Source organism: Amycolatopsis sp. YIM 10 (genome assembly GCF_009429145.1).
Classification (GTDB): domain Bacteria; phylum Actinomycetota; class Actinomycetes; order Mycobacteriales; family Pseudonocardiaceae; genus Amycolatopsis.
Map to the genome: position 1 here is coordinate 9,495,040 of NZ_CP045480.1, position 16,700 is coordinate 9,511,739.

Below are 16,700 nucleotides of genomic sequence, written 5' to 3' on the forward strand. Positions count from 1 at the left end.
CCGCCGGGCCTGAGCCCGGCCGGGATCACTTCGAGTAGAGCTCGACGATCAGCTGTTCCTGAACCGGAACGTCGATCTGCGCACGCTCGGGCAGCTGGTGGACCAGCACCCGCAGGTTCGACTGGACGACCTGCAGCCACGCCGGGATGGGGCGCTCGCCGAAGGACTCCTTCGCCGCCACGAACGGCAGGGTGCCCATCGACTTCGGCTTCACGTCGATGATGTCGAACTTCGAGACCTGGAAGCTCGGCACGTTGACCTTCTTGCCGTTGACCAGGAAGTGGCCGTGGCTCACCAGCTGGCGGGCCTGACGGCGCGTCCTGGCGATGCCAGCGCGGTAGATCACGTTGTCGAGCCGGGACTCCAGGATCTGGAGCAGGTTCTCACCGGTCTTGCCGGTGCGGCGCACAGCGTCCTTGTAGTAGCGGACGAACTGGCGCTCGAGAACGCCGTAGGTGTAGCGAGCCTTCTGCTTCTCCTGAAGCTGAAGCAGGTACTCGCTCTCCTTGATGCGGCCGCGGCCGTGCTGGCCGGGCGGGTACGGGCGGCGCTCGAAAGCCTGGTCGCCGCCGATGAGGTCAACCTTGAGGCGACGGGAAATACGCGTCGCCGGGCCGGTGTAACGAGCCATTTCTGCTTACTCCTCCCCGTTCCTCAGACCCGGCGCCGCTTGGGCGGGCGGCAGCCGTTGTGAGGCTGCGGGGTCACGTCCTGGATGGTGCCGACCTCGAGACCCGCAGCCTGCAGCGAGCGGATCGCGGTCTCCCGGCCCGAACCCGGGCCCTTCACGAACACGTCGACCTTCTTCATGCCGTGCTCGGCGGCCTTGCGGGCCGCGTTCTCAGCGGCCATCTGCGCGGCGAACGGGGTCGACTTGCGGGAACCCTTGAAGCCGACGTGGCCGGAGGACGCCCACGAGATCACCGCACCGGTCGGGTCGGTGATCGACACGATGGTGTTGTTGAAGGTGCTCTTGATGTGGGCGTGGCCGTGGGCCACGTTCTTCTTTTCCTTGCGCCGGACCTTCTTGGCCCCGGCGGTACGAGACTTCGGTGGCATGTCTGGGTGATTCTCCTCGGTTAGCGCGAGTTCTCTTGGTGAGCGGCGGCCGCTTCACGCTGCCCGCGCCGGATCACGGAACCGGCGTCGGTGTACAGCTGGCGGAGCGCCATCGGGCGGGCGTACAGAGCAGACGGCGAAACGCACGAACCCGTGCCGCGGCGCTGGGCGCCACCGATGCGCACGACCTTCTTGCCCCGAATGCTCACTTCTTGCCAGCCTTCTTCTTGCCGGCGACCGTCTTCTTCGGACCCTTGCGGGTGCGGGCGTTGGTCTTGGTCCGCTGCCCACGGACGGGAAGCCCGCGGCGCCACCGCAGACCCTCGTAGCACCCGATCTCGATCTTCCGACGGATGTCGGCGTTCACCTCGCGGCGAAGGTCACCCTCGACCTTGAAGTTCTCGTCCATGTAGTCCCGCAGCTTCAGCAGGTCGTCGTCGCTGAGGTCCTTCACGCGGGTGTCCGCGTTCAGCTCGGCGGCGGCGATCATCTGCTTGGAGCGGGTACGGCCGATGCCGTAGATGTAGGTCAGCGCGATCTCCAGCCGCTTTTCGCGGGGGAGGTCTACGCCAGCGAGTCGTGCCATTGGCGCTGGTGCTCCTTGTCTGAATTCGTCTCTCCAGGTCTGCTCCCCGCCCGGTCCCGGGACCGACTCGCTGTCGATCCGGCGGCTCGCGCCACCGGTGTCCCGGCCCCGGCCTGAAGTCCGGGGGTGAACCAGGCCGCTGGGCGGCCCGGCAGGTGCGGGGAGAGTTGTTGTGCCGTCAATCCACTCTTCGACGAGTGGGTGATCAGCCCTGCCGCTGCTTGTGCCGCAGGTTCTCGCAGATCACCATGATCCGGCCGTGGCGGCGGATCACCTTGCACTTGTCGCAGATCTTCTTGACGCTCGGCTGGACCTTCACGTCTCCTGCTTTCCTGCTTGTACTCGTTGCGCCGTGATCACTTGTAGCGGTAGACGATGCGACCACGGGACAAGTCGTAGGGCGAGAGCTCCACGACAACCCTGTCCTCAGGCAGGATGCGGATGTAGTGCTGCCGCATCTTGCCGCTGATGTGTGCAAGGACCTTGTGGCCGTTCTCCAACTCGACGCGGAACATCGCGTTGGGAAGCGGCTCGATTACGCGGCCTTCGACCTCGATGGCCCCGTCCTTCTTGCCCATGTCCTCCGCGTTTCGTGATTGGTTGAGCGGTGAGTGCTTGCTTCGTGCCCGGCGCACGCGCCGCCCCGACTCCGATGCCGCAGGTAAACACGCGCGCTGGAACCGGCGAGATGAGTACGCCGACTTGACAGTGTACGCAAGCCGTGTCGCGACACCCAACCGGGGGTTGACTGTGTTAGGTCACATCGTGGTCGGGTGCTTCCGGCAGGCCGAGGCCGCCGGGCCAGCTCCAGGGTAGACGGCGGCGGGGCGCATCGCCACCACGTGAAAAACACCAGGTCAGGTGACCTGGATCGACCCGAACAGGGGTACCGCCGCCGGCCGACATGCTTCTGCGGGCAAAAGCAGGTGCGGACATGCTTCTGCCCGCAGAAGCATGTGGGGGGTGGGTCAGGCGGGGGCGGTGAGGACCCAGGGGCCATCGTCGGTGATGGCGACGGTGTGCTCCCAGTGGGCGGCTCGCGAGCCGTCGGCGGTGACCACGGTCCAGCCGTCGTCCAGCTCGAGGGTCTCGCCACCGCCGCCGGTCAGCATCGGCTCGACGGCCAGCGCCATGCCCGGCTTCAGCCGCGGCCCCTTGCCCGGCTTCCCGACGTTCGGCAGGAACGGCTCCATGTGCATCTGCGTGCCGATGCCGTGGCCGCCGTACTCCAGGATCATGCCGTACTCGACACCATCGGCCTCGCCGGCGCGTTCCGCGGCGGTCTGCACGGCGTACGAGATGTCCGTGAGCCGGGCACCCGGCTGGACGGCCTCGACGCCCGCCCACATCGCCACCCGCGTCGCGTCCGAAAGCGCGAGGTCCTTCGCCGAGACGGACGGGCCGACGGCGATGGTCACCGCGGAGTCGCCGTGCCACCCCTCCAGGATGGCGCCGCAGTCCACCGAGATCAGGTCCCCGTCGGCCAGCACCTGCGAAGTCGCCGGGATGCCGTGCACGATCTGCTCGTTCACCGAAGCGCAGATCGACGCCGGGAACCCGTGGTAGCCCTTGAACGAAGGCACCGCACCGGCGTCGCGGATGGTCTGCTCGGCGAGTTCGTCGAGTTCCTTCGTCGAGACGCCCGGCCGCGCGGCCTCGGTGATCAGCTCGAGCGTGCGTGCCACCACCAGTCCGGCGGCGCGCATCGCTTCCAGCTCGCCCCGGGACTTCAGCTCGATCATGCGACCTCGGCGGAGAAACTTCGGAACACTCAGTCCGCCCACAGTCACCCGCGGTCGGGCAGGGCGGCCAGCACCCTGGCCGAGACCTCGTCGACACTGCCGACGCCGTCCACGGTCACCAGGATGTCGCCGTAGTACTCGAGCAGCGGCGCGGTCTCCGACCGGTAGATCTGCTGCCGGCGCCGGACGACCTCCTCGGTGTCGTCGGAACGACCCCGCGAAAGCAGCCTGGCGACCACGACGTCCTCGGGCACCTCGAGCTGGATCACCGCGTCCAGGCTGGTGTCGGCGTCGGCCAGCATCTGGCCGAGCACGTCCGCCTGCTTGGTGTTGCGGGGGAAGCCGTCGAGCAGGAAGCCCGCCTTGGCGTCCGGCTCGGCCAGGCGCTCGCGGACCATCTCGTTGGTGACGGTGTCCGGCACCAGCTCACCCGAGTCCATGTAGCGCTGCGCCTCGCGGCCCAGCGGGGTCTGCTCGCCGACGTGCGCGCGGAACAGGTCGCCGGTGGAGATGTGCGGCACCCTGAGCTTTTCGGACAACGCGACTGCCTGCGTACCCTTACCTGCTCCGGGAGGCCCGACCAGAACCAGCCTCGTCATCGGAGGAACCCTTCGTAGTTGCGCTGCATGAGCTGGCTTTCGATCTGCTTCACGGTGTCGAGGCCGACACCCACCATGATCAGCACGGCGGTGCCACCGAACGGGAAGTTCTGGTTGTTGCCGTCACCGGTGATGGACAGGAAGAAGTTCGGCAGGATCGCTACCAGACCAAGGTAGATGGAGCCGGGGAGGGTGATCCGGCCGAGCACGAAGCTCAGGTACTCGGCGGTCGGCCGCCCCGGGCGGATGCCCGGGATGAAGCCACCGAACTTCTTCATCTCCTCCGCACGCTCGTCCACGTTGAACGTGATCGTGATGTAGAAGTAGGTGAAGAAGATGATCAGCGCGAAGTACAGCAGGATGTGCACCCAGCTGGACTGGTTCACCACGTAGTTCTGCAGGAAAACCTGCCAGCCCGAGCTGCTGTTCGGGTCACCGATCAGGCGGCTGATCAGGTCCGGCAGGTACAGCAGCGAGGAACCGAAGATGACCGGGATGACACCGGCCTGGTTCACCTTGATCGGCAGGTAGGTCGAGGTACCGCCGTACATCCGGCGGCCGACCATGCGCTTGGCGTACTGCACCGGGATCCGGCGCTGGCCCTGCTCGACGAAGATGACCGAGGCGATGATCGCCAGGCCGAGCACGCAGACGAAGGCGAAGACCACGGCGTTGTTGCGCTCGAGGATGTTCGCGCCCTCGGTCGGCAACTGGGCCGCGATGTTCAGGAAGATCAGCACGGACATGCCGTTGCCGACGCCGCGCTCGGTGATCAGCTCACCCAGCCACATCATCACCGCGGTGCCGGCGGTCATGGTGACCACGATCAGCGCCAGCGAGTAGATGCTGTTGTCCGGGATGACCGGCTGGTCGCAGTCCTGGAACAGCTGGCCGCGGTCGGCCAGCGCGATCACGCCGGTCGCCTGCAGGATCGCCAGCGCGATCGTCAGGTAGCGGGTGTACTGGGTCAGCTTGCTCTGACCGGACTGGCCTTCCTTCTTCAGCTCCTCGAACCGCGGGATGACCACGGTGAGGAGCTGGACGATGATGCTCGCCGTGATGTACGGCATGATGCCCGTCGAGAAGATCGACAACTGCAGGAGAGCCCCACCGCTGAAGAGGTTCAGCAGCGAGTAAATGCCCTCTTGATCGGTCTGCGCCTGACATGCCTGGACGTTGGGGTAGGAAACCCCAGGAGCTGGGGTGATCGCGCCGAGCCGGTACACGGCCACGATCATCAGCGTGAACAGGATCTTCTTGCGCAGGTCCGGCGTCGCGAGAGCCGAGCGGAAGGCGCTGAGCACGCGGGGGACCTCCTCGACGTCATCGGCCATCGGACCGATGAACGGCTTGGCCGGCACGGTGACCGGCGGGAACACAACTCACTGGCAGGCAAGCCAGGAACGCATCAGGGCACACTTGCCCCAAAGCGTGTCGCCGACTCTAACAGCACCCGGATCGAGCGCGGCACCGTGTGCGGCTTATTCGTGCCGAGGCGGATCCGGAGGTTGCTCACGAGAGGCGCTGGTCACCCGTTCGTGGCGGGTGATCTTTACCGGTGAGGGCGGTCACAACGCCAGGAAAGGACTGTGGTGAGGGAGATTCTGTCCGCTGTGAGCGGACAGCGATGTCCGCCGGAACCACCCGGGTGGCCTAGTACTCACGTTCTGGAGCCGGCCAGCAACCCCGCCATGCCGAGTAGTACGACGCCGGTGCCCCGGTCGAGGTTGCGGCAGGCGCGCAGGCTCATCCGGGCGGCCTTCACCAGCGTGCCCGCGACGATGTAGACCGTTCCGGCGAGGAACTCGGCGAGCAGGTAGACGGCGCCGAGGAGCGCGACCTGAGCGGGGACCGGGCCGTGGGCCGGGTCGATGAACTGGGGCACGAAGGCGGTGAAGATGAGCACCGCCTTCGGATTGGTGATGGCGACCAGGAACTCCTTGCGCGCGACCCCCACCGCACTCCGCCCCGGCACCGGAGCGGCTTCTGCGGGCAAAAGACGCCTGGCTTCGATGAGGATGCGCACGCCGAGGTAGACGAGGTAGGCGACGCCGATCCACTTGACGATGGTGAGCGCCGGCGCCCAGGCGGCGAGCAGCTGACCGAGCCCGGCGGCGACGGCCGCGATGAGTAGCACGAACGCGGCGAGCCTGCCGAGCAGACCGACCAGCGCCCTGGTGAGGCCGTGGCCCATGCCGTGGTGCAGGCCGAGCAGGTTGTTGGCGCCCGGGGTCAGCGCGATGAGGGTCGAAGCCCCGAAGAAGACGAGCAGCCAGCTCATGTCCCACCCCTTCCGATCGGGCGAGACGATACCGCCGCCGCACTCGGGAGCGCGCCCGAATTCCGGCGTCATGCTTCTGCGGGCAAAAGCAGGTTCGGGGGATCAGGGTTGGGCTGGTGGGGAAGGGTTTTCGGGGACCGGGAAGCCGTAGCGCGGGGTCGAGACGTCGTGGACGGCGGTGTCGGTGGGTGGGTCCTGGCGCGGTGCGCGCTGAGGCTCGAGGTTGACCAGGATCGCAGCGACGATGGCGAGGACGGCGCCCGCGGCGACCATCCAGAAGCCGAAGCCGGGACCGGCGGGTGCGCCGCCGGCGGAGAACAGGTCGGTCCAGCCGGTCGCCTGCATGCCGATCGAGCCGGCGATCGCGAGCAGGAAGGCCGCCGCCGCGACGGAGGCGGAGCGGGCCGGAGCCAGTGAGCCCGTCTTGATGGAACGGGCGGTGAGCGCGGCCGCGGCAGCCAGGATCAGCGCGGCGACGACCAGCATGGCACCGTTCCGAGCGAAGGGCGCGAGGGCGCTACCTGCCTCGAGCGGCGGGAACCCGGACGTGTCCGACTCCCCGGTCCAGCCGCTGACGGTCATCCTGACTCCGTCTGAGGCGTCGTCACCGGGCAGGACGCTGACGAACAGCGGCAGGAAGGAGCCCGCGACGGTGAGGAGGAGCGCGGCCAAGGTGAGGAGCACGCTCAGGCCGCGACGCTGGTCTCGGACAGGGGCCGGTTCAGGTGGAGGCGGCTGATCCGTCATGGCGCGATCCTGGCACTGGCAGGCTTCTGCGGGCAAAAGCAGGCGGCCGACTTCTGCGGGCAGAAGCAGGTTGGTGCCCTGGCGGGCGAAGCAGGAGGATCGGCTTTCGCGGGCTAAAGCAGGTCGTCGACTTCTGCGGGCGAAAGCAGGTGCGCGGCTTTGCGGGAGGAAGATCGCGGCTTTGCGGGCAGAAGCAGGCTGTCGGCTTCTGCGGGCTAAGCAGGTTGCCCTGCGGGCTAAGGCGGGGGTGGACGTGAAAAGGCCCGCCTGGTCCGGAGGGACCTGGCGGGCCTTTTGCGGGAAGAAGCGCGTCAGTTCGTGGTGGCGGAGCCACCGGCGGCTTCGAGCTTCTCCTTGGCGGAGCCGGAGAAGGCGTCGGCGGTGACATCGAGCTTGACGCCGTTGATGTCGCCGTTGCCGAGGACCTTGACCAGCTTGCCCTTGCGGACCAGGCCGCGGGCCGCCAGCTCCTCCGGGCCGACCTTGCCACCGTCGGCGAAGACGCGGGCGATGTCGCCCACGTTCACCGGCTGGTACTCGGTGCGGAACCGGTTCTTGAAGCCACGCAGCTTCGGCAGGCGCATGTGGATGGGCATCTGCCCACCCTCGAAGCGCACGGGCACGTTCTTCCGCGCCTTCGTACCCTTCGTACCGCGACCGGCCGTCTTGCCCTTCGAACCCTCACCACGGCCGACGCGGATCTTCTCCGACTTGGCGCCGGGCGCCGGGCGCAGGTGGTGGATCTTGATGGCCGTCATGACTTGACCTCCTCGACCTCCACCAGGTGGCGGACCGCGTTGATCAGGCCGCGCACCTCGGGAGTGTCCTCACGCACCACCGACTGCCGGATCTTGCGCAACCCGAGGGTGCGCAGCGACTCGCGGTGGTTGTGCTTCGTGCCGATCTTGCTCTTGACCTGGGTGACCTTGAGCTCAGCCATCTCAGACCCCCTGACCAGCACGCTGGCGCAGCATCCGGGCCGGAGCGACGTCCTCGAGCGGCAGGCCACGGCGGGCCGCCACCTCCTCCGGACGCTGCAGACCCTTCAGGGCCGCCACGGTGGCGTGCACGATGTTGATCGCGTTGTCGCTGCCGAGCGACTTCGAGAGCACGTCGTGCACCCCGGCGCACTCCAGCACGGCCCGCACCGAACCACCGGCGATGACACCGGTACCGGCGCTCGCCGGGCGCAGCAGCACCACACCGGCGGCGTCCTCACCCTGGATCGGGTGCGGGATGGTGCCGGCGATGCGAGGCACGCGGAAGAAGTTCTTCTTCGCCTCCTCGACACCCTTGGCGATGGCCGCGGGAACTTCCTTGGCCTTGCCGTAGCCGACGCCGACCTGACCGTCGCCGTCACCGACCACGACCAGGGCGGTGAAGCTGAAGCGACGACCACCCTTCACGACCTTGGCCACGCGGTTGATGGCCACCACGCGCTCGAGGTGCGGGGTCTTCTCCTGGGCCGCCCCGCCACGGCCGCCGTCGCGGCGATCCCGGCGCTCGCGGCGGTCATTGCGGTCGTTGCCGCCCTGCCCGCCGGGACCGCCCTGGCCACCGCCGAATTGCCGTGTACGTCCCGGCATCAGGCTTTCCTTCCATTCACCAGCATGTACTGCTCAGTCATCAGAACTCCAGGCCCGCTTCGCGAGCGGCGTCCGCGAGCGCGGCGATGCGGCCGTGGTAGGCGTTGCCACCCCGGTCGAACACCACGCTGGTCACCCCGGCGTTCTTGGCGCGGGCGGCCAGCAGCTCGCCCACCTTGGCGGCCTTGGCCTTCTTGTCGCCGTCGGCCGCGCGCACGTCCGCCTCCATGGTCGACGCCGCGGCCAGGGTGTGCCCGGCCAGGTCGTCGATCAGCTGGACGGACAGGTGCCGCGAGGACTTCTTGACGGCCAGACGAGGCCGTTCGGGAGTCCCGCTGATCTTCTTGCGGAGCCGGAAGTGCCGACGGGTCTTCGCCACGCGACGGCGGGTCGAGACGTCCTTGCCGACCGGCTTGCGCTTCGTCGTAGTCGTGTCGCTCATGATCACTTACCCGTCTTTCCGACCTTGCGGCGGATGCGCTCACCCTCGTACCGCAGGCCCTTGCCCTTGTACGGGTCCGGGCGGCGCAGCTTGCGGATCACCGCGGCCGTCTCGCCGACCTTCTGCTTGTCGATGCCGGACACCGAGAACCGGGTCGGGGTCTCCACCTTGAAGGTGATGCCCTCCGGCGCCGGGATGTGCACCGGGTGCGAGAAGCCGAGGGCGAACTCGAGGTCCGAGCCCTTGGCCTGCACGCGGTAACCGACGCCGTGGATCTCGAGCTTCTTCTCGTAGCCCTCGGTGACGCCGACCACCAGGTTGTTCACCAGGGTGCGGGACAGCCCGTGCAGGGCACGGCTGCTGCGCTCGTCATCCGGGCGCTTGACCTCGATGACCCCGTCGTTGAGCTCCGCGGTGATGGGCTCGGCGATGGTGTGCTCGAGCGTGCCCTTCGGTCCCTTGACCGAGATGTGCTGCCCGTCGATCTTCACCTCGACCCCGGCGGGGACGGTGATCGGCAGCTTTCCGATGCGTGACATAGCTGATCCCCTCCCTTACCAGACGTAGGCGAGGACTTCGCCGCCCACGCCGTTGCGCTTGGCCTGCCGGTCGGTCTGCAGACCGGAGGACGTCGAGATGATGGCGACCCCGAGGCCACCCAGCACGCTGGGCAGTTCGGTGGACTTGGCGTACACGCGCAGACCGGGCTTCGACACGCGCCGGAGGCCGGCGATGCTGCGCTCACGGTTCGGGCCGTACTTGAGCTGCACCACGAGGTTCTTGTGCTTCTCGCCCGGCTCGTCGCGGAACGCCGAGATGTAACCCTCGCGCTTGAGGATCTCGGCGATGTTCGCCTTGAGCTTCGAGTGGGGCAGCACGACCTCGTCGTGGTACGCGGAGTTCGCGTTACGCAGACGGGTCAAGAAGTCTGCGATCGGGTCGGTCATCGTCATGGTGACCTGTCAACCTTTCTCGCCCTGGTTCCCCGCCACCATCGTGGCGGGGCCTGTGGCGAACTTGGGAGTCTTGAAGGAAGCCTTACCAGCTGGACTTGCTCACGCCGGGCAGCTCGCCCGCATGCGCCATCTCGCGAAGGCAGATACGGCACAGCCCGAACTTGCGGAAGACCGAGTGCGGACGCCCGCACCGCTGGCAGCGGGTGTAGCCGCGCACCTTGAACTTCGGCTTCTTCGCGGCCTTGTGGACCAGTGCTTTCTTGGCCATCGGCTCAGTTCTCCTTGAACGGGAAGCCGAGCTTGCGAAGCAGCGCGCGGCCCTCGTCGTCGGTGGTGGCGGTGGTGACAACGGTGACGTCCATGCCGCGCGGGCGGTCGATGGAGTCGGGGTCGATCTCGTGGAACATGGACTGCTCGTTGAGACCGAAGGTGTAGTTGCCGTTGCCGTCGAACTGCTTCGGCGACAGCCCGCGGAAGTCGCGGATACGCGGCAGCGCGATGTTCAGCAGCCGGTCCAGGAACTCCCACATGCGGTCGTTGCGCAGGGTGACCCGCGCGCCGATCGGCTGGCCCTCGCGCAGCTTGAACTGCGCGATCGACTTCCTGGCCTTGCGCACCTCGGGCTTCTGGCCGGTGATGGTGGCCAGGTCGCGGATGGCGCCTTCGATCAGCTTGCTGTCACGGGCGGCGTCGCCGACGCCCATGTTCACCACGACCTTGACCACACCGGGGATCTGGTGCACGTTCGCGTACTCGAACTCCTTCTGGAGCTCGCCCGCGATGTTCTCGCGGTAGCGCGTCTTGAGACGCGGCACGATCTTCTCAGCGGTGGTCATCAGATGTCCTTGCCGTTCCTGCGCGAGATCCGGACCTTCTTGCCGTCCTCGCCGATGCGGTAGCCCACCCGGGTCGGCTTGCCGTCGGAGTCGACGACCATCACGTTCGACACGTGGATGGGGGCTTCCTGGGTCACGATGCCGCCGGACTGCGCACCGCGCTGCGTCTGGCTGATCCGCGTGTGCTTCTTGATCCGGTTCACGCCCTCGACCAGCACCCGCGACCGCTCCGGGTAGGCCTGGATGACCTTGCCCTTGGCGCCCTTGTCCTTGCCGGCGATGACGACGACCGTGTCGCCCTTCTTCACCTTCACTTACAACACCTCCGGCGCGAGCGAGATGATCTTCATGAACTTCCGATCGCGCAGCTCACGGCCGACCGGGCCGAAGATGCGGGTGCCACGCGGCTCGTTGTCGTTCTTGATGAGCACCGCGGCGTTCTCGTCGAACCGGATGTAGGAGCCGTCCGGACGACGCCGCTCCTTCACCGTGCGGACGATGACGGCCTTGACCACGTCGCCCTTCTTCACCCCGGCAGCCGGGATGGCGTCCTTAACGGTGGCGACGATGATGTCGCCGATACCCGCGTAGCGCCGCCCCGAACCGCCGAGCACGCGGATGCAGAGGATCTCCTTGGCACCCGTGTTGTCGGCGACTCGCAGTCGCGACTCCTGCTGGATCACGTCAACTCCTGTATGTCTCGCCGGTTCTCACCCCGTGGACCGGGGTGAGCCTGGCGGAACGGATAGGGAACTTGAGAAAGTCCCCCGGCTTACTTGGCCTTCTCGCGGATCTCGACGAGCCGCCAGCGCTTCGTGGCCGACAGCGGTCGGGTCTCCATGAGCAGAACGCGGTCGCCCTTGCCGGCGGTGTTCTCCTCGTCGTGCGCCTTCACCTTGGTGGTGGACCGCATGACCTTGCCGTAGAGGGCGTGCTTCTTGCGGTCCTCGAGCTCGACGACGATGGTCTTGTCCATCTTGTCGGAGACGACCAGGCCCTCCCGGACCTTGCGGTAGTTGCGGCCGGACGCCTTGTCCTGCGCCGCGATCGGCTCGCTCATGCGGCACCTTCTTCGTTTTCGGCGTCATCTGGGGAGACGGACAGCCCGAGCTCGCGCTCGCGCATCACCGTGTAGATGCGGGCGATGTCCGACCGGACGGCCCGCAGCCTGCGGTTGTTGTCCAGCTGCCCGGTGGCCATCTGGAAGCGGAGGTTGAACAGCTCCTCCTTGGCCTCCTTGAGGCGCAGGACGAGCTCCTCCGCAGTGAGTTCGCGCAGCTCCGATGCCGCAGCGGCTCCGGCCTTCGCCATCAGAACTCACCACCTTCACGGGTCACGATTCGGCACTTCATGGGCAGCTTGTGGATCGCGCGGCGGAGCGCCTCGCGAGCCGTGGCCTCGTTGGGGAAGCTCAGTTCGAACATCACCCGGCCCGGCTTTACGTTGGCGATCCACCACTCGGGCGAACCCTTACCGGAACCCATGCGGGTCTCGGCCGGCTTCTTGGTCAGCGGGCGGTCCGGGTAGATCGTGGTCCACACCTTGCCGCCACGCTTGATGTGGCGGGTCATGGCGATACGGGCCGCCTCGATCTGCCGGTTCGTCACGTAGCTGTGCTCGAGTGCCTGGATCCCCAGGTCACCGAAGCTGACCTTGGTACCGCCCTTGGCGGCACCGGCGCGCTTCGGCGAGTGCTGCTTCCGGTGCTTGACCTTGCGCGGGATGAGCACGTCAGCCCTCCGTCTTCTCTGCGGCGGCCGGGGTGGTGCCCTCGGCAGCCGGGGTCGCCGACTCGGCGGCGGTGTCGTTCTTGGTCGCCGCGGCGGCCCGGCCCGCTTCCGTGGAGGTGGCCGTGGTGCCCGACGCGCCGGACCGGCGCGGGCGGGACGGACGGTCGCCACGGTCGCGACGCGGGGCGCGCTCGGCGGCCGCGGCGGCGTCACGCGCCTCCTTGGCCTTGAGCCCACCGACCACGTCACCCTTGTAGATCCACACCTTCACGCCGATGCGGCCGAAGGTGGTGCGGGCCTCGAAGAAGCCGTAGTCGATGTCGGCGCGCAGCGTGTGCAGCGGCACGCGGCCGTCGCGGTAGTGCTCCGAGCGCGACATCTCGGCACCGCCGAGGCGGCCACCGCACTGCACGCGGATGCCCTTGACCTGGGGCGAGCGCATGGAGCTCTGGATCGCCTTCCGCATCGCGCGGCGGAACGCCACGCGGTTGGACAGCTGCTCCGCCACACCCTGCGCGACCAGCTGGGCGTCCGCCTCGGGGTTCTTCACCTCGAGGATGTTCAGCTGGACCTGCTTCTTGGTCAGCTTCTCCAGCGCACCGCGGATCCGGTCGGCCTCGGCGCCGCGGCGGCCGATGACGATGCCGGGGCGGGCGGTGTGGATGTCCACGCGAACCCGGTCACGGGTGCGCTCGATCTCCACCTTCGAGATGCCGGCCCGCTCCATGCCCGTGGACAGGAGCTTGCGGATCTTGACGTCCTCCGCCACGTACTCGGCGTACTGCTTGTCGGCGTACCAGCGGGACTTCCAGTCCGTGGTGATGCCCAGCCGGAAGCCGTGCGGGTTGATCTTCTGGCCCACTACCGGCCACCTGCCTTCTTGCTCTTCGCCTTCTTGTCGGCCTTCGGCCGCGACTCCACCTCGACGGTGATGTGGCTCGTGCGCTTGCGGATCCGGTACGCGCGGCCCTGGGCCCGCGGGCGGATGCGCTTGAGGGTCGGACCCTCGTCGGCGTACGCGTTCTTGACCCAGAGGGTGTCCGGGTCGAGGTCGAGGTTGTTCTCGGCGTTGGCCATGGCGCTGGCGAGCACCTTCGCCACCGGCTCACTGGCCGCCTGCGGTGCGAACCGCAGCACGGCGAGGGCGTCGGCGGCGCTGCGGCCCTTGATGAGCTCGATCACCCGGCGCACCTTGGTCGGCGAGTCCCGGACGAAGCGAGCCCGCGCGAAGGCCGTCGGCAGTTCTGCCTCGACCGTCGCATCCTTGGCGTTCATCGCTTGCTACCTCTTTGCTGTCTGTCGCACCGCTCAGCGGCGGCGGGACTTGCGGTCGTCCTTGATGTGACCCTTGAAGGTCCGCGTCGGGGCGAACTCGCCCAGCTTGTGACCCACCATCGCCTCGGTGACGAACACCGGGACGTGCTTGCGGCCGTCGTGCACCGCGATCGTGTGCCCCAGGAAATCGGGGATGATCGTGGAGCGGCGGGACCAGGTCTTGATCACCGTCTTCTTGTTCGCCTCGTTCAGCGCGTCCACCTTCTTGAGCAGGTGGTCATCCACGAACGGGCCCTTCTTCAGGCTGCGCGGCATAGTCTTCTACCTCCCTGCTCAGCGCTTCTTGCCGGTACGCCGGCGGCGGACGATCAGCTTGTCACTCGGCTTGTTGCGGCGGGTGCGACCCTCCGGCTTGCCGTTCGGGTTGACCGGGTGGCGACCACCGGAGGTCTTCCCCTCACCACCACCGTGCGGGTGGTCGACCGGGTTCATCACCACACCGCGGACGGTGGGGCGCTTGCCCCGCCAGCGGTTACGACCGGCCTTGCCCCAGTTGATGTTGGCGTGCTCGGAGTTGCCGACCTCGCCGACCGTGGCGCGGTTGCGCACGTCCACGTTGCGGATCTCGCCCGAAGGCATCCGCAGCTGGGCGTACGGACCGTCCTTGGCCACCAGCTGGACCTTGGCACCGGCGGACCGGGCGATCTTGGCGCCGCCACCGGGGCGGAGCTCGATCGCGTGGATCACCGTGCCGACCGGGATGTTGCGCAGCGGCAGGTTGTTACCGGGCTTGATGTCGGCGCGGGGGCCGTTCTCCACGGTGTCGCCCTGGCGGAGCTTCTCCGGCGCGATGATGTAGCGCTTCTCGCCGTCCGCGTAGTGCAGCAGCGCGATGCGGGCCGACCGGTTGGGGTCGTACTCGATGTGCGCGACCTTGGCCGGGATGCCGTCCTTGTCGTGCCGGCGGAAGTCGATCAGCCGGTACGCCCGCTTGTGGCCGCCACCCTTGTGCCGGGTGGTGATCTTGCCGGAGGCGTTGCGGCCGCCACGGCCGTGCAGCGGACGCAGCAGCGACTTCTCCGGGGTGGACCGCGTGATCTCCGAGAAGTCGGAGACGCTGGAACCACGGCGACCGGGAGTGGTCGGCTTGTACTTGCGAATACCCATGTCTGCTCAGTCCCTTACGCGGCGGGTCCGCCGAAGATCTCGATCGGCTTGCTCTCAGCGGACAGGGTCACGACGGCGCGCTTGATGTCCTTGCGCTTGCCGAAGCCGTAGCGGGTGCGCTTGCGCTTGCCCTGGCGGTTCAGCGTGTTCACGCTGACGACCTTGACCCCGAAGATCTGCTCGATGGCGATCTTGATCTGGGTCTTGTTGGCGTCCGGGCGAACCACGAACGTGTACTTGTGGTCCTCGAGCAGCCCGTAGGACTTCTCGGAGATCACCGGCGCGAGCACGATGTCGCGGGGGTCAGGAATGGCGACGGAACTCACTGCTCGTCACTCCCTTCGGCAACTTCGCTCGACCGCGCGGTGGCCTTGACGCTCTTGCCCTTGGCGGGACCGGCGACGAAGACGTCGTACGCGGACTTGGTGAACACCACGTCGTCGTTGACCAGCACGTCGTAGGTGTTGAGCTGGTCCGGCGTGATCAGGTGCACGTCGGTGAGGTTGCGCACCGAGCGCCAGGTCAGCTCGTCGTCGCGGTGCAGCACCACGAGCACCCGCTTGGCCTCGGTCAGCGCGCGCAGCGCGGTCTTCGCGGCCTTCGTCGACGGCTTCTCGCCGCTGACCAGCTCGGTGACCACGTGCAGCTGGCCGGCGCGCGCCCGGTCGGAGAGGGCGCCACGCAGGGCGGCGGCCTTCATCTTCTTCGGGGTGCGCTGGGTGTAGTCGCGCGGCGTGGGGCCGTGGACGACGCCACCACCGGTGAACTGCGGGGCGCGGATCGAACCCTGGCGGGCGCGACCGGTGCCCTTCTGGCGGTACGGCTTCTTGCCACCACCCGCGACCTCGCCGCGGGTCTTGGTGTCGTGCGTGCCCTGTCGCGCGGCGGCCAGCTGGGCCGTCACGACCTGGTGCATCAGCGGCACGTTGGCCTGCACGTCGAAGATCTCCGCGGGGAGCTCGATCGTGCCGTCGGCTTTACCGGCCGGGGTCTTCAGCTCGACGCTGGTCATTCGGTGTTACCACCCTTCGCGGCGGTCCTGACGAAAACCAGACCGCCCTTGTTCCCGGGGACCGCGCCCTTGATCAGCAGCAGGCCCTCGTCGGCGCGCACGTCGTGCACGGTCAGGCCCTGCGTGGTGACCCGCGCGGAACCCATCCGGCCCGCCATGCGGAGCCCCTTGAAAACGCGGCCCGGGGTGGCGCAGCCACCGATCGAGCCGGGCTTGCGGTGCACGGCCTGCGCACCGTGGCTGGCGCCCTGGCCCTTGAAGCCGTGACGCTTCATCACACCGGCGTAGCCCTTGCCCTTGGTGGTGCCGGTGATGTCGACGACCGAGCCGGCGGGGAACACCTCGGCGGTGATCTCCTGCCCGACCTCGTAGCCGTCGGCGTCGGTGGTGCGCAGCTCGGCGAGGTGCCGGCGCGGGGTCACCCCGGCCTTGTCGAAGTGGCCCGTGCGCGGCTTGTTGACCCGGCGCGGGTCCACGGCGCCGAAGGCCAGCTGCACGGCGCTGTAGCCGTCTTTGTCCTGGGTACGGACCTGGGTGACCACGTTCGGCCCGGCCTGCACGACGGTCACCGGAACCATCCGGTTGTTCTCGTCGAAGACCTGGGTCATGCCGAGCTTGGTGCCCAGGATGCCCTTCACTTGCCTGTCAGACATGAGTCTCTTATCTCCGCCGCTCGCCAAAC

Annotated in this window: 31 protein-coding genes; all 31 read right to left on the bottom strand. The window is 67.8% G+C overall.

Annotated elements, in window-relative coordinates:
* Positions 1 to 25: 25 nt before the first annotated feature.
* The 31 genes from rpsD to rplC all read right to left on the bottom strand — a co-directional run bounded on the left by rpsD (position 26) and on the right by rplC (position 16,671).
* Positions 26 to 631 (bottom strand): 30S ribosomal protein S4, encoded by a 606-nt coding sequence (gene rpsD / locus YIM_RS43940; protein ID WP_153035984.1) that lies wholly within the window; start codon positions 629 to 631, stop codon positions 26 to 28.
* 23 nt (positions 632 to 654) lie between these two features.
* Positions 655 to 1,059, bottom strand: a complete 405-nt coding sequence (rpsK, locus tag YIM_RS43945; protein ID WP_091505007.1) for a 30S ribosomal protein S11 — start codon at positions 1,057 to 1,059, stop codon at positions 655 to 657.
* A gap of 20 nt (positions 1,060 to 1,079) precedes the next feature.
* Positions 1,080 to 1,268, bottom strand: a complete 189-nt coding sequence (locus tag YIM_RS43950; RefSeq protein WP_153035985.1) for a hypothetical protein — start codon at positions 1,266 to 1,268, stop codon at positions 1,080 to 1,082.
* Complete coding sequence (gene rpsM / locus YIM_RS43955; RefSeq protein ID WP_113695903.1) at positions 1,265 to 1,645, bottom strand: 30S ribosomal protein S13; 381 nt, start codon at positions 1,643 to 1,645, stop codon at positions 1,265 to 1,267. Before rpsM ends, YIM_RS43950 begins: the two co-directional genes overlap by 4 nt.
* Before the next feature lie 205 nt (positions 1,646 to 1,850).
* A complete protein-coding gene (gene rpmJ / locus YIM_RS43960; RefSeq protein ID WP_004558882.1) occupies positions 1,851 to 1,964 on the bottom strand; it encodes a 50S ribosomal protein L36 in 114 nt (37 codons plus the stop codon).
* 37 nt (positions 1,965 to 2,001) lie between these two features.
* The gene (gene infA / locus YIM_RS43965) at positions 2,002 to 2,223 is read right to left on the bottom strand and encodes a translation initiation factor IF-1 (protein WP_009948665.1); all 222 of its coding nucleotides are present in this window, start codon (positions 2,221 to 2,223) and stop codon (positions 2,002 to 2,004) included.
* 390 nt (positions 2,224 to 2,613) lie between these two features.
* Positions 2,614 to 3,387, bottom strand: a complete 774-nt coding sequence (gene map / locus YIM_RS43970; protein WP_153035986.1) for a type I methionyl aminopeptidase — start codon at positions 3,385 to 3,387, stop codon at positions 2,614 to 2,616.
* 44 nt (positions 3,388 to 3,431) lie between these two features.
* Positions 3,432 to 3,986 (bottom strand): adenylate kinase, encoded by a 555-nt coding sequence (locus tag YIM_RS43975; protein ID WP_153035987.1) that lies wholly within the window; start codon positions 3,984 to 3,986, stop codon positions 3,432 to 3,434.
* A complete protein-coding gene (gene secY / locus YIM_RS43980) occupies positions 3,983 to 5,290 on the bottom strand; it encodes a preprotein translocase subunit SecY (RefSeq protein ID WP_153037648.1) in 1,308 nt (435 codons plus the stop codon). Before secY ends, YIM_RS43975 begins: the two co-directional genes overlap by 4 nt.
* Positions 5,291 to 5,646: 356 nt before the next feature.
* Positions 5,647 to 6,267 (bottom strand): LysE family translocator, encoded by a 621-nt coding sequence (locus YIM_RS43985; RefSeq protein ID WP_153035988.1) that lies wholly within the window; start codon positions 6,265 to 6,267, stop codon positions 5,647 to 5,649.
* 102 nt (positions 6,268 to 6,369) lie between these two features.
* Positions 6,370 to 7,014: a hypothetical protein gene (locus YIM_RS43990; protein WP_153035989.1), complete on the bottom strand. Its 645-nt coding sequence runs from the start codon at positions 7,012 to 7,014 to the stop codon at positions 6,370 to 6,372.
* Positions 7,015 to 7,325: 311 nt separating this feature from the next.
* On the bottom strand, positions 7,326 to 7,772 hold the full coding sequence (rplO, locus tag YIM_RS43995) for a 50S ribosomal protein L15 (protein ID WP_153035990.1): 447 nt from the start codon (positions 7,770 to 7,772) through the stop codon (positions 7,326 to 7,328).
* On the bottom strand, positions 7,769 to 7,954 hold the full coding sequence (rpmD, locus tag YIM_RS44000; RefSeq protein ID WP_153035991.1) for a 50S ribosomal protein L30: 186 nt from the start codon (positions 7,952 to 7,954) through the stop codon (positions 7,769 to 7,771). The genes rplO and rpmD overlap by 4 nt, the downstream gene beginning before the upstream one ends.
* Position 7,955: 1 nt before the next feature.
* On the bottom strand, positions 7,956 to 8,600 hold the full coding sequence (gene rpsE, locus YIM_RS44005) for a 30S ribosomal protein S5 (protein ID WP_153035992.1): 645 nt from the start codon (positions 8,598 to 8,600) through the stop codon (positions 7,956 to 7,958).
* A 40-nt stretch (positions 8,601 to 8,640) separates the two neighbouring features.
* Positions 8,641 to 9,042 carry a 50S ribosomal protein L18 gene (gene rplR / locus YIM_RS44010; RefSeq protein WP_153035993.1) on the bottom strand — a complete coding sequence of 134 codons (402 nt, stop codon included), beginning with the start codon at positions 9,040 to 9,042 and terminating at the stop codon, positions 8,641 to 8,643.
* A 2-nt stretch (positions 9,043 to 9,044) separates the two neighbouring features.
* Entirely contained in the window at positions 9,045 to 9,581 is a 537-nt protein-coding gene (gene rplF, locus YIM_RS44015; protein ID WP_153035994.1) for a 50S ribosomal protein L6, read from the bottom strand.
* 15 nt (positions 9,582 to 9,596) lie between these two features.
* On the bottom strand, positions 9,597 to 9,995 hold the full coding sequence (gene rpsH / locus YIM_RS44020) for a 30S ribosomal protein S8 (RefSeq protein ID WP_153035995.1): 399 nt from the start codon (positions 9,993 to 9,995) through the stop codon (positions 9,597 to 9,599).
* A gap of 85 nt (positions 9,996 to 10,080) precedes the next feature.
* Positions 10,081 to 10,266 (bottom strand): type Z 30S ribosomal protein S14, encoded by a 186-nt coding sequence (locus YIM_RS44025; RefSeq protein WP_113695893.1) that lies wholly within the window; start codon positions 10,264 to 10,266, stop codon positions 10,081 to 10,083.
* 4 nt (positions 10,267 to 10,270) lie between these two features.
* Positions 10,271 to 10,834: a 50S ribosomal protein L5 gene (gene rplE / locus YIM_RS44030; protein WP_113695892.1), complete on the bottom strand. Its 564-nt coding sequence runs from the start codon at positions 10,832 to 10,834 to the stop codon at positions 10,271 to 10,273.
* Positions 10,834 to 11,148, bottom strand: a complete 315-nt coding sequence (gene rplX / locus YIM_RS44035) for a 50S ribosomal protein L24 (protein WP_113695891.1) — start codon at positions 11,146 to 11,148, stop codon at positions 10,834 to 10,836. Before rplX ends, rplE begins: the two co-directional genes overlap by 1 nt.
* Positions 11,149 to 11,517 carry a 50S ribosomal protein L14 gene (rplN, locus tag YIM_RS44040; RefSeq protein ID WP_004558867.1) on the bottom strand — a complete coding sequence of 123 codons (369 nt, stop codon included), beginning with the start codon at positions 11,515 to 11,517 and terminating at the stop codon, positions 11,149 to 11,151.
* Positions 11,518 to 11,606: 89 nt separating this feature from the next.
* The gene (gene rpsQ / locus YIM_RS44045) at positions 11,607 to 11,894 is read right to left on the bottom strand and encodes a 30S ribosomal protein S17 (RefSeq protein ID WP_153035996.1); all 288 of its coding nucleotides are present in this window, start codon (positions 11,892 to 11,894) and stop codon (positions 11,607 to 11,609) included.
* Positions 11,891 to 12,145, bottom strand: coding sequence for a 50S ribosomal protein L29 (gene rpmC / locus YIM_RS44050; RefSeq protein ID WP_113695889.1), 255 nt, complete (start codon positions 12,143 to 12,145; stop codon positions 11,891 to 11,893). The genes rpsQ and rpmC overlap by 4 nt, the downstream gene beginning before the upstream one ends.
* A complete protein-coding gene (gene rplP / locus YIM_RS44055) occupies positions 12,145 to 12,564 on the bottom strand; it encodes a 50S ribosomal protein L16 (RefSeq protein ID WP_113695888.1) in 420 nt (139 codons plus the stop codon). Before rplP ends, rpmC begins: the two co-directional genes overlap by 1 nt.
* Before the next feature lies 1 nt (position 12,565).
* Complete coding sequence (rpsC, locus tag YIM_RS44060; RefSeq protein WP_113695887.1) at positions 12,566 to 13,426, bottom strand: 30S ribosomal protein S3; 861 nt, start codon at positions 13,424 to 13,426, stop codon at positions 12,566 to 12,568.
* Positions 13,426 to 13,839, bottom strand: coding sequence for a 50S ribosomal protein L22 (rplV, locus tag YIM_RS44065; protein WP_113695886.1), 414 nt, complete (start codon positions 13,837 to 13,839; stop codon positions 13,426 to 13,428). The genes rpsC and rplV overlap by 1 nt, the downstream gene beginning before the upstream one ends.
* A gap of 33 nt (positions 13,840 to 13,872) precedes the next feature.
* Entirely contained in the window at positions 13,873 to 14,154 is a 282-nt protein-coding gene (gene rpsS, locus YIM_RS44070; protein WP_153035997.1) for a 30S ribosomal protein S19, read from the bottom strand.
* Between the two features lie 18 nt (positions 14,155 to 14,172).
* On the bottom strand, positions 14,173 to 15,006 hold the full coding sequence (rplB, locus tag YIM_RS44075) for a 50S ribosomal protein L2 (protein WP_153035998.1): 834 nt from the start codon (positions 15,004 to 15,006) through the stop codon (positions 14,173 to 14,175).
* Between the two features lie 14 nt (positions 15,007 to 15,020).
* On the bottom strand, positions 15,021 to 15,332 hold the full coding sequence (gene rplW, locus YIM_RS44080) for a 50S ribosomal protein L23 (RefSeq protein WP_153035999.1): 312 nt from the start codon (positions 15,330 to 15,332) through the stop codon (positions 15,021 to 15,023).
* Positions 15,329 to 16,018, bottom strand: a complete 690-nt coding sequence (rplD, locus tag YIM_RS44085) for a 50S ribosomal protein L4 (protein ID WP_153036000.1) — start codon at positions 16,016 to 16,018, stop codon at positions 15,329 to 15,331. Before rplD ends, rplW begins: the two co-directional genes overlap by 4 nt.
* On the bottom strand, positions 16,015 to 16,671 hold the full coding sequence (gene rplC, locus YIM_RS44090) for a 50S ribosomal protein L3 (protein ID WP_153036001.1): 657 nt from the start codon (positions 16,669 to 16,671) through the stop codon (positions 16,015 to 16,017). The genes rplD and rplC overlap by 4 nt, the downstream gene beginning before the upstream one ends.
* Between the last annotated feature and the right edge of the window lie 29 nt (positions 16,672 to 16,700).

Coding starts and splice junctions, on each gene's coding strand:
- rpsD (WP_153035984.1), bottom strand. CDS start 631: ATGGCTCGTTACACCGGCCCGGCGACGCGTATTTCCCGTCGCCTCAAG.
- rpsK (WP_091505007.1), bottom strand. CDS start 1,059: ATGCCACCGAAGTCTCGTACCGCCGGGGCCAAGAAGGTCCGGCGCAAG.
- rpsM (WP_113695903.1), bottom strand. CDS start 1,645: ATGGCACGACTCGCTGGCGTAGACCTCCCCCGCGAAAAGCGGCTGGAG.
- infA (WP_009948665.1), bottom strand. CDS start 2,223: ATGGGCAAGAAGGACGGGGCCATCGAGGTCGAAGGCCGCGTAATCGAG.
- map (WP_153035986.1), bottom strand. CDS start 3,387: ATGATCGAGCTGAAGTCCCGGGGCGAGCTGGAAGCGATGCGCGCCGCC.
- YIM_RS43975 (WP_153035987.1), bottom strand. CDS start 3,986: ATGACGAGGCTGGTTCTGGTCGGGCCTCCCGGAGCAGGTAAGGGTACG.
- YIM_RS43985 (WP_153035988.1), bottom strand. CDS start 6,267: ATGAGCTGGCTGCTCGTCTTCTTCGGGGCTTCGACCCTCATCGCGCTG.
- YIM_RS43990 (WP_153035989.1), bottom strand. CDS start 7,014: ATGACGGATCAGCCGCCTCCACCTGAACCGGCCCCTGTCCGAGACCAG.
- rplO (WP_153035990.1), bottom strand. CDS start 7,772: ATGACGGCCATCAAGATCCACCACCTGCGCCCGGCGCCCGGCGCCAAG.
- rpmD (WP_153035991.1), bottom strand. CDS start 7,954: ATGGCTGAGCTCAAGGTCACCCAGGTCAAGAGCAAGATCGGCACGAAG.
- rpsE (WP_153035992.1), bottom strand. CDS start 8,600: ATGCCGGGACGTACACGGCAATTCGGCGGTGGCCAGGGCGGTCCCGGC.
- rplR (WP_153035993.1), bottom strand. CDS start 9,042: ATGAGCGACACGACTACGACGAAGCGCAAGCCGGTCGGCAAGGACGTC.
- rplF (WP_153035994.1), bottom strand. CDS start 9,581: ATGTCACGCATCGGAAAGCTGCCGATCACCGTCCCCGCCGGGGTCGAG.
- rpsH (WP_153035995.1), bottom strand. CDS start 9,995: ATGACGATGACCGACCCGATCGCAGACTTCTTGACCCGTCTGCGTAAC.
- YIM_RS44025 (WP_113695893.1), bottom strand. CDS start 10,266: ATGGCCAAGAAAGCACTGGTCCACAAGGCCGCGAAGAAGCCGAAGTTC.
- rplE (WP_113695892.1), bottom strand. CDS start 10,834: ATGACCACCGCTGAGAAGATCGTGCCGCGTCTCAAGACGCGCTACCGC.
- rpsQ (WP_153035996.1), bottom strand. CDS start 11,894: ATGAGCGAGCCGATCGCGGCGCAGGACAAGGCGTCCGGCCGCAACTAC.
- rpmC (WP_113695889.1), bottom strand. CDS start 12,145: ATGGCGAAGGCCGGAGCCGCTGCGGCATCGGAGCTGCGCGAACTCACT.
- rplV (WP_113695886.1), bottom strand. CDS start 13,839: ATGAACGCCAAGGATGCGACGGTCGAGGCAGAACTGCCGACGGCCTTC.
- rpsS (WP_153035997.1), bottom strand. CDS start 14,154: ATGCCGCGCAGCCTGAAGAAGGGCCCGTTCGTGGATGACCACCTGCTC.
- rplB (WP_153035998.1), bottom strand. CDS start 15,006: ATGGGTATTCGCAAGTACAAGCCGACCACTCCCGGTCGCCGTGGTTCC.
- rplD (WP_153036000.1), bottom strand. CDS start 16,018: ATGACCAGCGTCGAGCTGAAGACCCCGGCCGGTAAAGCCGACGGCACG.
- rplC (WP_153036001.1), bottom strand. CDS start 16,671: ATGTCTGACAGGCAAGTGAAGGGCATCCTGGGCACCAAGCTCGGCATG.